A 14649-nucleotide genomic window follows, 5' to 3' on the forward strand; every position below is an offset into this window, starting at 1 on the left:
GGCTAAACCGTCACCGCGACGCCGATGACATGGCCGATCGCGTAGGTGGCAGCGGCGGCGGCGAATCCGAGGAGGAGCTGGCGCGATTCCGACCACACGGTACCGCGACCCGTGAACAGTGAGATGGCGGCGCCGATGGCGAAGAGTGCGACGCCGCCTGCCGCGATGCTTGCGACCGCGGCGCGGCTGCCCGTCACGAACACGAACGGGACGACGGGAACGATCGCGCCGGCGGCAAAGAGCAGGAACGACGTGATCGCTGCGATCCACGGCGAGCCACCGAGCTGGTCCGGGTCGATGCCGAGCTCCTCTCGCGAGAGCGTATCGAGGGCCGTTCGCTCGTCGCTCATAACCGCGCGCGAGAGGTGATCGGCTTCCTCGGTGAGCCCCTTCGATTCGTAGATCAGCTGAAGCTCCTCGCGCTCCTCCATCTCTTCCTGTCGATTCTCGAGCCACCGCGCGATGTCGGCGTTTCTGCTCGCCGTGCCGCGCGTTCATGCCGCAGTCCTACGGCCGTTGCCGCGCGGCTGCGTACCGAGGCTCGAACGCATCCGTTCCCCGAAGGCATCATCCGGGCCATCGGCGCGTGCAGGGTCTTGCTGCGGGTTCGATCACGGTCGTGGACCCGCCACATTGCGCCTCAGCTTCCGAGTGGACTATGGGTGAACGACTGTCGCCCGTCGCGTCTCCCGGCGAGTTGCCTACCCCAGCGAGCAAGCGTACGACACGCGCCTTCCCACGGGCCGTGTCAAAAGTCTTGCTCGGACTGAGCGCCTTCGCATTGGTGACCGTCGTCTGCTTCCAGCTCGGGCTCAATTCCACCCCGACCGCCTTCTTCTACTTGATCCTCATCGTGCTCCTGTCCCTCGTGAGCGACTTCATCCCACTCGCCGCACTGTCGATCCTCGCCGTCGCGTCCCTGAACTACTTCTTCGTCCCGCCGCGCTTTTCGTTCGCGATCGAGAATCCAGTGGACGCCGTGGAGCTGGCCGCCTTCTTCGTGACCGCGCTCGTGATCACCCGACTCGTGAACCGATCGACGAAAGCGGCGCGGCTGCTGGAGGAACGGGCACGGCTGCTCGATCTGACGCATGATGCCGTCTTCGTCCGCGACATGGATCGCCGAATCATCTACTGGAACCGCGGCGCGGAGGAGCTGTACGGCTGGACGGCCGACGAGGCGCTCGGGCAGGTCGCGCACGAGCTCCTGCACACCAGACTTCCCATTCCGTTCGCCGATGTCGAGGCAGAGCTGCTGCGCAACGGCTCGTGGCAGGGCGACATCGTCCATACAACGCGCGACGGGAAGCAGGTCGTCGTCGCGAGCCGGTGGGGCGTCGAACGAGACGAGTCGGGCGATCCCGTCGCGTTTCTCGAGACGACGAACGACATCACCGAGCGCAGAAGAAGTGAAGAAGCACTGCGGAGGAGCGAGGACAAGTGGAGGGCAGTCTTCGAGCACAACCCCACGATGTACTTCATGATCGACCCCGCTGGCGCCGTCGTGTCGGTCAACCCGTTCGGCGCGGAGAACCTCGGTTACACCGTCGACGAATTGGTGGGTCATCCCGTGCTGAACCTGTTCCTGGAAGCGGATCGAGAGGCCGCCCGCCGGAAGGTTGCCGCCTGCCTGGAACATCCCGGGCAAATCATGACCTGGGAGCTTCGCAAGGTCCGCAAGGACGGCACGATGCTGTGGGTGCGTGAGACGGCGAAAGCGATGCGAACGGCGGAAGGCGAGCTCGCCGTCCTGATCGTATGTGAGGACATCACCCAGCAGAAGCGCGCGGAGGACGAGCTGCGCGCGAGTGAAGGCCGCTTCCGCACCTTGGTCGATCACGCGACCGACGCGTTCTTCCTGGCCGACGAGCGACTCGCGACGTCGCCCGGCGAGACGAGTTGGTGGAGGGTCATCGACGTGAACCGCGAGGCCTGCGACAGCCTCGGCTACACCCGGGACGAGTTGATCGGGATGAACGCGATCGAGGTGACCCCAGACCTGGACGCGGATTCGATCAGGAAGGAGTTCCCGCCGGGCGGAAGCAATATCCTCACGTTCGAAACGCGCCTGCGCCGAAAAGATGGGACGTCTTTCCCCGTCGAAGTCCGGACGCGTCGGTTCTCGGAGCACGGACATCGGTTCAGCATCTCGCTCGTCCGCGACGTGGCGGCTCGCAATCAGGCGGAGCAGGCGCTCCGGGAGGCTCAGGCGGCGCTGACACACGTGACACGCCTCACGACACTCGGCGAGGTGACTGCCTCCTTCGCCCACGAGCTGAACCAGCCGCTGGCGGCGATCGTCAACAATGCGAACGCGTGTCTCGGCGCGCTATCGACCGGACACCAGGATCCGGACGAGATGCGGAACGCTCTCGGCGACATCGTCGCCGACGCCGAGCGGGCGAGCGCCGTCATCGACCGCGTGCGGGCGCTGGCGAAGCGGTCGGCGCCCGAGCACGTGAAGCTCCGACTCGTCGACGTCGTGAATGACGTCCTCGCGCTCGCCGCGGCAGAGGCGGTCGCCCGCCACGTGACGATTCAAACCAACGTGGCCGAGGATCTCCCCGGCATCCTTGGCGACCGCGTGCAGCTGCAGCAGGTCTTGCTGAACCTCGTCGTGAACGCCATGGATGCGATGGGAAGCGTGGATGAGCGGGAGCGGCTTCTGCAGATTCGCGGGCGTCTGGACACGGACGACGGACGGCGGGCGGTGACGATCTGCGTCGAGGACCGCGGAACTGGCCTGCAACCCGAAGAGCTGCCTCGGCTCTTCAACGCGTTCTACACGACCAAGCCGTACGGCATGGGGCTCGGGCTGGCGATCAGTCGCTCGATCATCGAGGCCCACGGTGGCCGCCTGTGGGCCGAATCGAACCGCGAGCGGGGCGCGGTCTTCTCCTTGCGACTTCCGGCGGCGGACGCGACTGCCGCGGCGTGACGCAGCCTCGACGCCAGCTACGACACACCGGGCGGAGCCGGCGGACGGCGCGCCCACCTGCAGTGCGATGGGATGCCCGCGGCGTGGGCGGCCGTGCGCTGGCGGGCGCGTGCGTTCGGCCTCTTCGCGTCGCCCTTCCTGACCTTCACGACGACCTCCGCACGGGCCTGCGGCGCAGCGATGTCGGCTAGCCCTCCGCCGCGATCGTCAGCGCCAGCCGGTGTGCCTACGGATGAACCGCAGGATGCTCTCGGTCGCCGCTCCGGCCTGCGGCAGCATCGGCATCGCCTGGAAAACGTGCGGCATGCCCTCCCACAGCTCGAGCTCGACCGGCACGCCGCTCGCGTGCGCCTTCGCCGCGGCGCGCGTGGCCTCGTCGCGCAGCATCTCCGTGGAGCCGGCCTGGATGAGGAGCGGTCGCAGTCCGCGGAAGTCGCCGAAGAGCGGCGACACCGCGGGATCGAGGAATCGCTCGGGCGGCGCGTAGAACGTGCGCAGCCGCAGGAGTCCGCCGAGCGTGAAGAGCGGGTCGTGCCGCTCGTTCTCGACCAGGCTCGGCCCGCAGAGCGTGAAGTCGACGACCGGGGAGAGCAGGATCGCGCACGCCGGCAGCGGCTCGCCGGCGTCCTTGATCCGCAGCAGCGTCACCAGCGCGAGGTTTCCCCCGGCCGAGTCGCCGGCGACGACGATGCTGCGCGGGTCGCACCCTTGCGCGAGCAGCCAGCGGTACGCGGCGTGGCAGTCGTCGGGCGCGGCCGGGAACGGGTGCTCGGGGGCGAGGCGATAGTCGACCATCAGCGCGCGCGCGTTCAAGCCCCTGCACCACGGCCCCAGCATGGCGGCATGGATCGCCGCAAAGCGCAGGATGAACGCGCCCCCGTGGAGGTACAGGATCACACGCTCGGACCGCGCGCCCGGTGCTTCGATCCATTCGGCGCGCACGCCGGCGCAGTCGACCGCTTCGCGGTGGACGGCAGGGTCGATGCGCGCGAACCGCCGGTCGAGTGCCGTCGCCTTCACCCGCAGCCGCGCGAGGTCGGGGTGCGCGGGCGTCATCCGCTGCACCGACCAGCGCAGCACGAAGTTCAGCAGCCGCCGCTGCCAGCCCCCTCCCGGCGGCGCTACGCGCCGCGCATACGAGGGGACGGCGGTCATCGCGGTGTTCCGCGTCTCGCTCGGGGGCATCGCCCCGTCGTGCTCGAGCGCGGCGAGCCAAGCGGAGCCCCCCGATGGCAACTGCTCGCCCGCGCTCCTGCCCCCGAGCCCCGTCTGGCGCGGGGGTGAGGTCGAGGGCTCGGGTCGAGCCCGAGCCCTCGTGTCCCCGCTCACCGCTTGACCGTCATGTCGACGCCGGCGGCGCCGAGTCCGATATCGACGCCCTGGGTGGTCGAGACGAGCTCCACCGTCACCCCGTTTTGGTTCTTCATCGCGGCGACGCCGCCTCCTCCCGCCGCCGTCAGTCCGGCACCGAGGCTCGTGTAGTTGCCGTCGAAGTCGCTCAGCTTCTTCAAGTTGAATACCTTGCCAGATGCCTCGATCGATTTGACACCGACATCACCCACAGAGAGTCCCTGCACGGTGATTGGGTAGTCCCTCCCGTCGAAGGTGAGGGTGCCGCTGCCCCATTTCACGCCCACGCCCGCGGCCACGGACCCGGCGCTCAACTTGAGCGTAGCGTTCGGCGCCTTGTTCTCTGCCTGCGCGGTGGTGAGGATCAACCCCAGCACGGCAACGGCTACGAATCCCTTCATCAGTCTCATTCCGTATTCCATCCTTTCGTTGGTTGTTGCAGCCGGCTTGCTGGCGATCGCTCGTCGCAACTTGCGTGCCGTTCGCGATTGCGATGCGCGCCGTGGTTGGAGCCGTTGCGTGCCGGTCGCACGGCATCCGTGCCGGCTCATCGACAGGACCGGGGGCCCTCACGAGCACGTCGTGCACGTCGTTGCACGCGCCTCCTCCGGTCGAAGATCGATGGCGCTCTCGAGATGTCGGCGCACTCCGGTATCTCCGCGATCGCCCGCTCGCGGCGGCCGCTCCGGTCGAGGAGCCACGTCGATTCGGAGAACGGAGCTGGCATGGCCGGTGCGGGCGCCGTGAGGCTCGGGCCATGTGCCCGAGTCCTCGTGTCGCGGGTCAGTTCTTTGATCTTCATGTCGACACCGTCGGCCGAGAGCGATTTGATGCCCTGGTGGTCGAACGGGCTCGACGGTCCCCCCTCAGGTTGCGAGCAGTTCCAAGGTCGCCGCGTCGAGCCATTGCAGGTCGTCGAGAGACAGGACGAGCGAATGGTCGGGACGCGCGAACACACCGACGAAGCGCCGGAAGACGGTTTGGAATCGATCGTTCGTCTCAGTTCCGGGCACCGGCGGGTGCGGTCCGATCACGACCTCGCGCTCGCCTCTCGACTCGGCGCACGGACACGCCACTCTCCGCCCCCCGAGTACCTGCCGTGACTGACCGCTGAGCTGTCGACATGTCGGCAGGCGAGCCGATCCGCCGACAGCGTCCGTCTGCGTCTCACGGCGAGGACACCTCCCAGCCTCGGCCCGACGGTGCCCACGCGCGATGCTGCGGAACCAGCCTGCCGGCACGCGCGTTGCTTTTCGCCCACCAAGGCACGGAGGTACGGCGATGCCCACACCGTGATGTCGAACCGGCGGACGTTCCCGTGAAGCTCGGCCTCTTCGACCCGCGCCACGTCGACTGGCACGGCAGAAAGCGCCGAGGTCGTTGAAGCGCACGAAGAGTGAGGAACGGCCGGGCCGCGGTTCGCACCGCCGAGCGGGCCGCGACGGCGCCGACCTGGATGCCGTCTTCGCGCCGTTCTATACGGGCAAGCTGCAACACACGGACATGGGGCACCGCCATCGACCGTTGATCGTCGTAGCCCCAGGGCGGTCGGCTGGGGGTCGAAACGACGAAGCCCGGGGTGACGCTCCGCTCCGGTCTCCCCACGGCGACGAAGGCGTCCGCCTGACGAACCCGGAGGTGCGGTGATGTCGTCGAGCCGCGTGACCGCAAGCGTGCAGGGTTACGGCCTCGCCGTCGTCTCCGTGGCCGCGGCCATCGGCACCGGGGTCCTCGCTCGATCGCTGGGAATCGAGCAAGTCGAGTTGCCGCTGGTTCTGATGGCCGTCGCCGTGACGGTCTGGAACGCGGGGCTGCCGGCCGGCCTGGCGGCCGTCGTCCTGTCGGCGCTGGGCTTCGACTACTTCTTCATCGAGCCGCTGTACGAGTTCGACTTCTCCCCGGTTCAACGACCGCTGGTGGTCGTCGTTTTCGTCTTCGCGCTCGTGATCGCGACGTTCAGCGCGCATCGGCGCCGCGTCGAGCGCGAACTGCGCGAGGCCAGCGCCGCGCTGGAGCGGGAGGTGGCCGAGCGAACCCGGCAAGCCCGCCTGCTCGACCTCACGCACGACTCGATCTTCGTGGACGACTGGAACAACGTCATCACGTACTGGAACCGCGGCGCCGAGGAGCTCTATGGATGGACGGCCCAGCAGGCCGTCGGGCAGTACGCGCACGAGCTCCTGCGGACGGTGTTCAGCGTCCCGGTCGAGGAGATCCGGGCCGAGCTCCTGCGGACCGATCGCTGGGAAGGCGAGCTGCAGAAGACCCGGAAGGATGGAACGCAGGTGACGGTGGCCACGCGGTGGTCGCTGTTCCGGGACGCGGCCGACCGGCCCGTCGCCATTCTCGCGAGCGACAACGACATCACGGACCGCAGGCGCCGGGAGGAGGAGATCGGGAAGCTGAACGAGTCTCTGGCGAGGCGCACCACCGAGCTGCAGGCCACCAACAAGGAGCTGGAGGCATTCGCCTATTCCATCTCCCACGACCTGCGGGCGCCGCTCCGCCACGTCGCCGGCTATGCCGAGCTGCTCCAGAAGAACGCCGCCGCCCAGATGGACGACAAGAGCCGGCGGTACATGACGCTGATCGTCGAAGCTGCCAAGCGCATGGGCAATCTCATCGACGATCTGCTCGCCTTCTCGCGGATCGGCCGCGCCGAGACGCGCAAGACCCGGGTGAGCCTCGACGCGCTCGTCAGGGAGGCCATGGAGGAGGTGCGCCCGGAGACCGAGGGCCGCGACATCACCTGGGCCGTCGGCGCCCTGCCCGACGTCTACGCCGACCGCGCCATGCTCCGCCTGGCGCTCGTGAACCTGATGTCGAACGCAATCAAGTTCACGCGCACCCGCCCGCAGGCGAAGATCGAGATCGGCCCCACGGACACCGACGACGGCGCGATCGGCGTCTTCGTCCGGGACAACGGCGTCGGCTTCGACATGCGGTACGCCAGCAAGCTGTTCGGGGTGTTCCAGCGGCTGCACTCCGCGGACGCCTTCGAAGGGACCGGAATCGGCCTCGCCACCGTGCAACGCATAGTCCAGCGTCATGGCGGCCGCGTGTGGGCGGAGGGGGTGGTCGACGGGGGGGCGACCTTCTGTTTCTCGCTTCCGAAGTCGTGGTAGGAATCCGGGCATGACGGAGCTCGGACGAATCCTGATGGTCGAGGACGATCCCAACGACGTGGAGCTGACGATGACCGCCCTCGCCGAATACAACCTCGCCAACGAGGTCGTGGTCACGGGCGACGGCGCCGAGGCGCTCGATTATCTGTACTGCCGCGGCAGCTTCGCCGGCCGCACCACCGACAACCCAGCCGTCTTGCTCCTCGATCTCAAGCTGCCCAAGGTGGACGGCCTCGAGGTGCTGCGGCAGATCAAGGCCGACGAGAAGCTGCGGGTGATTCCGGTGGTGGTGCTCACCTCGTCGCGGGAGGAGCGCGACCTCGTGGAGAGCTATCGGCTGGGGGTGAACGCCTACGTGGTGAAGCCGGTCGACTTTCACGAGTTCGTCAACGCAATAAAGGAGCTGGGTGTCTTCTGGGCCGTCATCAACCAGCCCCCGCCGGGCAGCATCCGCAAGGGGCCGCAGACGTAGGCCACGCGTGACATTCCCGCTTGGAATCCTCCATCCGCCGCCGACGACGTCGCCGCTTCGGATCCTGCATCTGGAGGACAATCCGGCCGATGCCGAGCTGATCCACGCGGCGCTGGAGAACGACGGCATCGTCGCCGACGTGACGCGGGTCGAGACCCAGGCGGACTTCCTGGCGGCCCTCGCCGAGGGCTTCGACGTCATCCTCGCCGACCACACCCTGCCGGGCTTCGACGGGCTGTCGGCGCTGAAGCTCGCCGCGCAAGTCTGTCCCCACGTCCCGTTCATCTTCGTGTCGGGAACGCTGGGCGAAGAGGTCGCCATCGAGGCGATGAAGTTCGGGGCGATCGACTACGTCCTGAAGGAGCGCCTCTCCCGCATCGGCCCCTCGGTGCAGCGCGCGCTGCGCGAGGCCAGGGAGCGGGAGGAGCGGCAGCGGGCCGAGACGGTGCTGGCCGGCGAGAAGCGACTGCTGGAGCAGATTGCCCGGGGCGGTTCCCTCCCGGTGATTCTCGATGGTCTCTGCCGGCTGGTCGAAGAGCTCTCGCCGGGGTCGCTCGCCTCGATCCTGCTCGTCGACGCCGACGGCCGCCGGCTCCGGCACGGTGCCGCACCCAGCCTGCCCAGGAGCTACGTCGAGGCGATCGACGGCATGCGCATCGGTCCCATGGCCGGCTCCTGCGGCACGGCGGTCCATCGCAACGAGCCGGTGATCGTCGCCGACATCGCGAACGATCCGCTGTGGGCCGCCCAGCGCGCGCTCGCGCTGCCGCACGGGCTCCGCGCATGCTGGTCGACGCCGGTGCGCGCCTCGGACGGACGCGTGCTGGCGAGCGTCGCCGTCTATGCCCGGCAGCCCCGCCGCCCCACGGCGTCGCAGCAGAAGATCATCGAGCGGGTCACCGATCTCGCCAGCATTGCGATCGAGCGCAAGCGAGCCGAGGAGGAGCGCCAGGCCCACCTGTGGTTCCTCGAGAGCATGGACCGCGTCAACCGGGCGATTCAGAGCACCAACGATCTCGAACGGATGATGAGCGACGTGCTCGAGGCGGTCCTGCACATCTTCGGCTGCGATCGCGCATGGCTCGTGTATCCGTGCGATCCGGACGCGACCTCCTGGCGCGTGCCGATGGAGCACACCCGGGCCGAGTTCCCCGGCGCGTTCGCGCTGGGTCACGAGATGCCCGTCGACCCGGAGACCGCCGCCGTTTTCGAGCGGGTGCGGGCGTCCACGGCCCCGGTGCGATTCGGGCCGGGTTCGGACCACGCCCTGCCGTCGGAACCGGCGCGGCGTTTCGGCATCCGGTCCATGATCGCCATGGCGATCCGTCCGAAGGGCGACCTGTCGTACATGCTGGGTCTCCACCAGTGCTCCTCGTCGCGCGTATGGACGCCGCCCGAAGAGCGCCTGTTCCAGGAGATCGGCCGCCGGCTGGAGGACGCGCTGACCGGCGTGCTCATCCTTCGCGACCTCCGCGAGAGCGAGCGCCGGCTTGAGGAGGCCCAGCGGATCGCTCACGTGGGGTACTGGGAGCGCGATCTCGTGACCGATCGCTACACGTTGTCGGAGGAGACCCTTCGGATCTTCGGGCTCCCGCTGCAGCACCGCAGCCTGGACGCCAACGAGATCCAGGAGCTACTCCTGCCGGCCGATCGCGAGCGGCAGGTGACGGGAGTGGCGCAGGCGCTGCCGGGCGGCGGGCGATATGAACTCGAGTACCGCCTCAGGCGTCCGGGCGGCGAGGTGCGCTTCATTCACGGCTGGGGCGACAACCTGTGCGACGAGTCGGGCCAGCCGATCCGCATGTTCGGGACGCTGCAGGACATCACGGAGCGCAAGCTCGCCGAGCAGCGGGTCCTGGCCCAACACGCTGTGACCCAGATCCTGGCGGCCGTGACGAGCCTCGAAGAGGCGACCCCCAGGGTCTTGCAGGCATTGTGCGAATCGCTGCTCTGGGACGTGGGAGCGCTGTGGCGCATCGACCGGGAGGCCGGCGTGCTGCGATGCGTGGAGCTCTGGCACAGCAACGCCGTCGACGTTCCGGAATTCGAAGCGGCCAGTCGCGAGCGCACGCTTCCGCGCGGAATCGGGCTGCCGGGTCGCGTCTGGGCAAATGGGGAACCGGTCTACATGCCGGACGTCGTGAACGAACCCGGCTTCGTGCGAGCGTCCATCGCTGCCCGCGAGCTCCTGCACGCCGGGTTCGGCGTGCCGATCATCCTCGGTCACGACGTGCTCGGCGTCATGGAGTTCTTCAGCAGGGACATCCGGCAACGCGACCCGGGTGTGCTCGAGATGATGGCCATGATCGGCAGTCAGATCGGCCAGTTCATCGAGCGGAAGTCGGCCGAAGACGCGCTGGCGCACGCCCGTGCCGAGCTCGCTCACGTCGCCCGCGTGGCGACGCTGGGAGAGATGAGTGCCTCGATCGCGCACGAGATCAGCCAACCGCTGGCCGCGGTGTCGAACAACGCCAGCGCGTGCCTCAACTGGCTCGACGCCGGGAACCTCGAGGAAGCGCGGCAATCGGCCGAGCTCGTCGTCGAGGAGGGCCACCGCGCCGGGGAGATCATCGGCCGCATCCGTGCACTCGCCAAGAAGGACCCGCCGCGGAAGGACGCCGTAGAGGTCAACACGATCATCGTCGAGGTCATAGCCCTGCTCCGCCACGAGATGCGCGGCCACGGTGTGTCGGTGCGGACCGGGCTGGGCGAGGACCTGCCGCCGGTGCTGGCGGATCGCATCCAGCTACAACAGGTGCTCGTCAACCTGATGATGAACGCGATCGAGGCAATGAGCGCCAACGGCCAGGCGCCGCGCGAGCTGTCGATCGCGTCCATGCCGTCCGACGCGGACGCCGTGCTGATCAGCGTCGCGGATTCGGGCCCGGGGCTCAGTCCGTCGATTCGCGATCGACTGTTCAAGGCATTCCAGACGACCAAGCCGCAGGGCATGGGGATGGGGCTGGCGATCAGTCTATCGATCGTGGAATCGCACGGCGGGCGGCTGTGGGCGACGGCCAACGACCCGCGCGGCGCCGTGTTCCATCTGACGCTGCCGATCGGCGTCGAGCCGGACGCCGGACGCGGCCGATAAGACCCGCCGCGCGGACGGTCATCACGAGCTGTCGACATGTCGGCATGCCAGCCGACCAGTCGACAGGCTCCGTCCGAGCTGCCGCCGATGGCCCTCCCGCCCTCGACCCCATGGCGAGCGACGCGCGATGTTACGGCACCGCAGTGCCCCCGCGATGCCCGCGAACGAAGCCGCGGAGCCACGGGGCGGGACGTCGCTTCGCTCGAGTTGCGTGAACCGGGTGAAGGCACTGGCCCGGCATCGTCCGGCGCGACTCCCTAGCATCTGTGGTGACAGCCCGATCGCGTTGCCGACATGACGACACGCGAGCCGATCCGTCGGCGTCCGAGTGTCCACGTCTCTCGTCGGACCTCCGTCCGGACGACGCACGGCGTGCGGTGGTACCCGACTGAACGTGGGCACGCCCGTTGCTCCGTAGCCGAGTCCGAGAGCCCGAGACGAGAATGATGGCGGTCGGATGTCCGGCGGTAGGGCAACGGCTCACCCGGTCATCGCGAGGGCAACGCGCAGGGCCGCGTGCTCGGCGTGGAGAGGAGCTGAGGCAGTCGCTCGAGACAACCGGCCGCGTAGCCGACGAAACCCCACCCCCAAAAGGAAAGAGACCCGATGGCATACCAGACGATCAATCCATACACCGAGATGCTGCTCCAGACCTTCCCCGAGCACACGGACGCCGAGCTCGAGAAGTTCATCCAGACCGCTCAGAAGACCTACGAGGACGACTGGCGCCGGCGATCCCTGGCGGACCGGAAGGCGATCGTCGCCAGAGCGGCCTCGATTCTGCGGAACAAGATCGACGACTTCGCGAGGCTGGTCACGCTGGAGATGGGGAAGCTGTTCCGCGAGGCTCGAGCGGAGGTCGAGCTGAGCGCCGGCATTCTGGACTACTACGCCGACGGGGCGGCGGAGTTCCTCGCGCCGCAGAAGCTGCAGGTCAAACGGGGCGAGGCGGTGATCGAGAGCGCTCCCATCGGCGTGCTCTTCTGCGTGGAGCCGTGGAACTTCCCCTATTACCAGCTGGCGCGCGTCGCCGGCCCGAACCTGATGGCGGGCAATACGCTCATCGTGAAGCACGCGCCGAACGTGCCGCAGTGCGCGTTGGCCTTCGAGAAGCTCTTCCTCGACGCCGGCGCGCCGCGGGGTGCCTATGCGAACGTGTTCCTCTCGAACGACCAGGCGGCCAGGGCCATCGCGGACCCGCGCATCAGAGGTGTCGCGCTGACGGGCAGCGAACGGGCCGGGTCGGCGGTCGGTGCCGAGGCCGGGCAGGCGCTCAAAAAGAGCACCCTGGAGCTCGGCGGCAGCGATGCGTTCATCGTGTTGGACGACGCGGACATGGATACTGCGATCGCGCGCGGCCTGTGGGGGCGGATGAACAACACGGGAGAGTGTTGCGTGGCCGCCAAGCGGTTCATCCTCGACGCGAAGATCGCCGATCCGTTCCTTCAGCGGTTCCGGGACGAGTTCGCAAAACTGGTCCCCGGGGACCCCTTCGACGCCAAGACGACACTCGGGCCTCTGTGTACGGCTGCCGCGCTCGAGCGTGTGTTGCAGCAGATCAAGGAGGCGGTCGACCACGGCGCCAAGGTGGTGACGGGTGGCAAGCGCCTCGAGCGTCCGGGGTACTTCCTCGCGCCGACCATTCTGACCGGCGTCGAGCCGGGCAATCCCGCCTACTACCAGGAGTTCTTCGCTCCCGTGGCGCTCGTGTTCCGTGTCGGTGGCGAGAAGGAAGCGGTGCGACTGGCAAACGACTCGCCCTATGGGTTGGGCGGCACCGTGATCACGCGGGACATCGAGCGGGGAAAGCGCGTCGCGCGTGAGATCGATACCGGCATGGTCTGGATCAACGAGTCGACCTGGACGGCGCCCGAGCTGCCGTTCGGAGGGGTGAAGAACTCCGGCTACGGGCGGGAGCTCTCGCAGCTCGGGATCGGCGAGTTCGTGAACAAGAAGCTGATCCGCGTGGCCTGAAGCTCGGGAAGGTCCGACGTTGAACCCGTACGCCGCACTGTCGATCAACGCCGCGCTGTGCGCGCTCGTGGCGACGCTCCTGCTGTTCATGAGCCGGATCCTCGGCCGCAGGCGCGGCAGCACGGTGAAGTACGAGATCTTCGAGACCGGCAACCCGCCCATCGGCTCGCTTCGCGGCACGCGGTTCCCGGTGAAGTTCTACCTCACGGCCATCCTCTTCATCGTCTTCGATATCGAGGTGGTGTTCATGTACCCGTGGGCCGTCGCCTACCGACAGCTCGGGTGGTTCGGTCTCGCGGAGATGGCGGTCTTCATGGGCGTTCTGGCTGGGGGCCTCGCCTACGTCTGGCGGGTCGGGGCGTTGGAATGGGACTGACGCCCGGGGAACGCCGATGGATCTGATCATCAGCTTCGCCACGGCGCTGGTGGCGCTGCTGATCTGCTTGCAGGTGACGGTCCTCTTGCTGTGGATCGAGCGCAAGGGCTCGGCCCTGATCCAGGACCGGGTCGGCGCCGACCGCGCCAACGTGTTCGGTGGGCTGCTGCCATTCAACCTCGGAATCGTGAACACCATGATGGCCGATCCTCTGAAGCTGCTCACCAAGGAGGACATCGTGCCGGCAGCCGCGGACCATTTCCTTCACTGGCTCGCGCCCTGGCTTGCGGTGTTTCCGCTCTTCCTGACCTTCGCCGTGGTGCCCTTCGGCGATGTGCTCGTGGTCGGCGGGCGGCAGATCAACCTGCAGGCCGTCGAGCTCTCCGGAGGCATCCTCTTCGTGCTCGCGCTGGTATCGCTCGGCGTGTACGGGGTGATCGTCGGCGGCTGGGCATCCAACTCCCGCTACGCCTTTCTGGGCGCCGTCCGTGGCTCGGCACAGATGATCTCCTACGAGATCGCCATGGGTCTCGCGCTGGTGAGCGTCGCTCTCACCTACGGGACGCTCGATCTCCAGGAGATCGCACGTGCACAGGGGCAACTGATGTGGGGCGTCGTGCCCGCCTGGGGAATCTTCTACCAGCCGATCGCCTTCGTCCTGCTCTTCATCGCCGGCATTGCCGAATCGAAGCGCGCGCCGTTCGATCTGCCGGAGGCCGAGAGCGAGCTCGTGGCCGGCTTCCAGACCGAGTACTCCGGCTCGAAGATGTCGATGTTCATGATGTCAGACTTCATCGAGGTGGCGATCGTGGCGGCGCTCACGACGACGCTGTTCTTCGGTGGTTGGCAGGTGCCGTTCCTGTATCGCGACGGGTTCCATTTCCCCGGCGGGTTCGCGGTGGCCGTTCCGTCTCTGGTCGTCACGCTGCTCCAGGTGGTCGCGTTTCTGGTGAAGGTGTTCGTGTTCTGTTGGATCCAGATTCTGATCCTCTGGTCCGTGCCCCGGCTACGCTACGACCAGCTCATGATGTTCGGCTGGAAGAAGCTGTTGCCGGTCGGTCTCGCCAACGTGGCGGCGTCGGCGGTCCTGGTGCTGTGGCTCGAGGGGTGGACCGGGGCATGATCCTCTTCTGGCTCCTGGCCGTTCTGTCGGTCGCCTCGGCGCTGACCGTGGTCCTCCACCGCAACCCGGTGTACTGCGCGCTCGCGCTGGTGATGGCGTTCGTCCAGGTGGCCCTCATGTTCGCCGCGCTCGACGCACACCTGATCGCTCTGCTGCAGGTCGTCGTCTACGCCGGCGCCATCGTCGTGCTGTTTCTG

Annotated in this window: 12 protein-coding genes; 8 read left to right on the forward strand and 4 right to left on the reverse strand. The window is 67.8% G+C overall.

The window, feature by feature from the left end:
• Nucleotides 1–2 precede the first annotated feature (2 nt).
• Entirely contained in the window at nt 3–464 is a 462-nt protein-coding gene (locus VMS22_11245) for a VIT1/CCC1 transporter family protein (GenBank protein HXJ34595.1), read from the reverse strand.
• 194 nt (nt 465–658) lie between these two features.
• On the opposite strand from VMS22_11245, the gene VMS22_11250 reads away from it, so the two are divergent.
• Nucleotides 659–2938: a PAS domain S-box protein gene (locus tag VMS22_11250; protein ID HXJ34596.1), complete on the forward strand. Its 2280-nt coding sequence runs from the start codon at nt 659–661 to the stop codon at nt 2936–2938.
• A 207-nt stretch (nt 2939–3145) separates the two neighbouring features.
• Here VMS22_11250 and VMS22_11255 read toward each other — a convergent pair whose 3' ends face one another.
• From VMS22_11255 to VMS22_11265, 3 genes are all read right to left on the reverse strand, one after another.
• Nucleotides 3146–4093, reverse strand: a complete 948-nt coding sequence (locus tag VMS22_11255; protein ID HXJ34597.1) for an alpha/beta hydrolase — start codon at nt 4091–4093, stop codon at nt 3146–3148.
• A gap of 170 nt (nt 4094–4263) precedes the next feature.
• Nucleotides 4264–4689 (reverse strand): EipA family protein, encoded by a 426-nt coding sequence (locus VMS22_11260; GenBank protein HXJ34598.1) that lies wholly within the window; start codon nt 4687–4689, stop codon nt 4264–4266.
• Between the two features lie 465 nt (nt 4690–5154).
• Nucleotides 5155–5679 carry an ATP-binding protein gene (locus VMS22_11265; protein ID HXJ34599.1) on the reverse strand — a complete coding sequence of 175 codons (525 nt, stop codon included), beginning with the start codon at nt 5677–5679 and terminating at the stop codon, nt 5155–5157.
• A 255-nt stretch (nt 5680–5934) separates the two neighbouring features.
• On the opposite strand from VMS22_11265, the gene VMS22_11270 reads away from it, so the two are divergent.
• The 7 genes from VMS22_11270 to VMS22_11300 all read left to right on the forward strand — a co-directional run.
• Nucleotides 5935–7413 carry an ATP-binding protein gene (locus VMS22_11270; protein ID HXJ34600.1) on the forward strand — a complete coding sequence of 493 codons (1479 nt, stop codon included), beginning with the start codon at nt 5935–5937 and terminating at the stop codon, nt 7411–7413.
• 10 nt (nt 7414–7423) lie between these two features.
• On the forward strand, nt 7424–7885 hold the full coding sequence (locus tag VMS22_11275) for a response regulator (GenBank protein ID HXJ34601.1): 462 nt from the start codon (nt 7424–7426) through the stop codon (nt 7883–7885).
• A gap of 7 nt (nt 7886–7892) precedes the next feature.
• Nucleotides 7893–10979: a GAF domain-containing protein gene (locus VMS22_11280; GenBank protein HXJ34602.1), complete on the forward strand. Its 3087-nt coding sequence runs from the start codon at nt 7893–7895 to the stop codon at nt 10977–10979.
• 606 nt (nt 10980–11585) lie between these two features.
• Nucleotides 11586–12953 carry an NAD-dependent succinate-semialdehyde dehydrogenase gene (locus VMS22_11285; GenBank protein ID HXJ34603.1) on the forward strand — a complete coding sequence of 456 codons (1368 nt, stop codon included), beginning with the start codon at nt 11586–11588 and terminating at the stop codon, nt 12951–12953.
• Between the two features lie 19 nt (nt 12954–12972).
• Nucleotides 12973–13329 carry an NADH-quinone oxidoreductase subunit A gene (locus VMS22_11290; protein ID HXJ34604.1) on the forward strand — a complete coding sequence of 119 codons (357 nt, stop codon included), beginning with the start codon at nt 12973–12975 and terminating at the stop codon, nt 13327–13329.
• A 16-nt stretch (nt 13330–13345) separates the two neighbouring features.
• Nucleotides 13346–14452: a complex I subunit 1 family protein gene (locus VMS22_11295; GenBank protein HXJ34605.1), complete on the forward strand. Its 1107-nt coding sequence runs from the start codon at nt 13346–13348 to the stop codon at nt 14450–14452.
• Nucleotides 14449–14649: NADH-quinone oxidoreductase subunit J (locus VMS22_11300; protein ID HXJ34606.1), on the forward strand; the 201-nt coding region annotated here is incomplete at its 3' end. The genes VMS22_11295 and VMS22_11300, both read left to right, overlap by 4 nt.

It is taken from the genome of Candidatus Eisenbacteria bacterium, from assembly GCA_035577985.1.
Lineage (GTDB): Bacteria > Desulfobacterota > Binatia > DP-6 > DP-6 > DATJZY01.

What these genes read in the sequence shown, in the direction of transcription:
- VMS22_11270 (HXJ34600.1), top strand. Translation starts at nt 5,935, where the DNA reads ATGTCGTCGAGCCGCGTGACCGCAAGCGTGCAGGGTTACGGCCTCGCC.
- VMS22_11255 (HXJ34597.1), bottom strand. Translation starts at nt 4,093, where the DNA reads ATGACCGCCGTCCCCTCGTATGCGCGGCGCGTAGCGCCGCCGGGAGGG.
- VMS22_11260 (HXJ34598.1), bottom strand. Translation starts at nt 4,689, where the DNA reads ATGAAGGGATTCGTAGCCGTTGCCGTGCTGGGGTTGATCCTCACCACC.
- VMS22_11285 (HXJ34603.1), top strand. Translation starts at nt 11,586, where the DNA reads ATGGCATACCAGACGATCAATCCATACACCGAGATGCTGCTCCAGACC.
- VMS22_11275 (HXJ34601.1), top strand. Translation starts at nt 7,424, where the DNA reads ATGACGGAGCTCGGACGAATCCTGATGGTCGAGGACGATCCCAACGAC.
- VMS22_11250 (HXJ34596.1), top strand. Translation starts at nt 659, where the DNA reads ATGGGTGAACGACTGTCGCCCGTCGCGTCTCCCGGCGAGTTGCCTACC.
- VMS22_11295 (HXJ34605.1), top strand. Translation starts at nt 13,346, where the DNA reads ATGGATCTGATCATCAGCTTCGCCACGGCGCTGGTGGCGCTGCTGATC.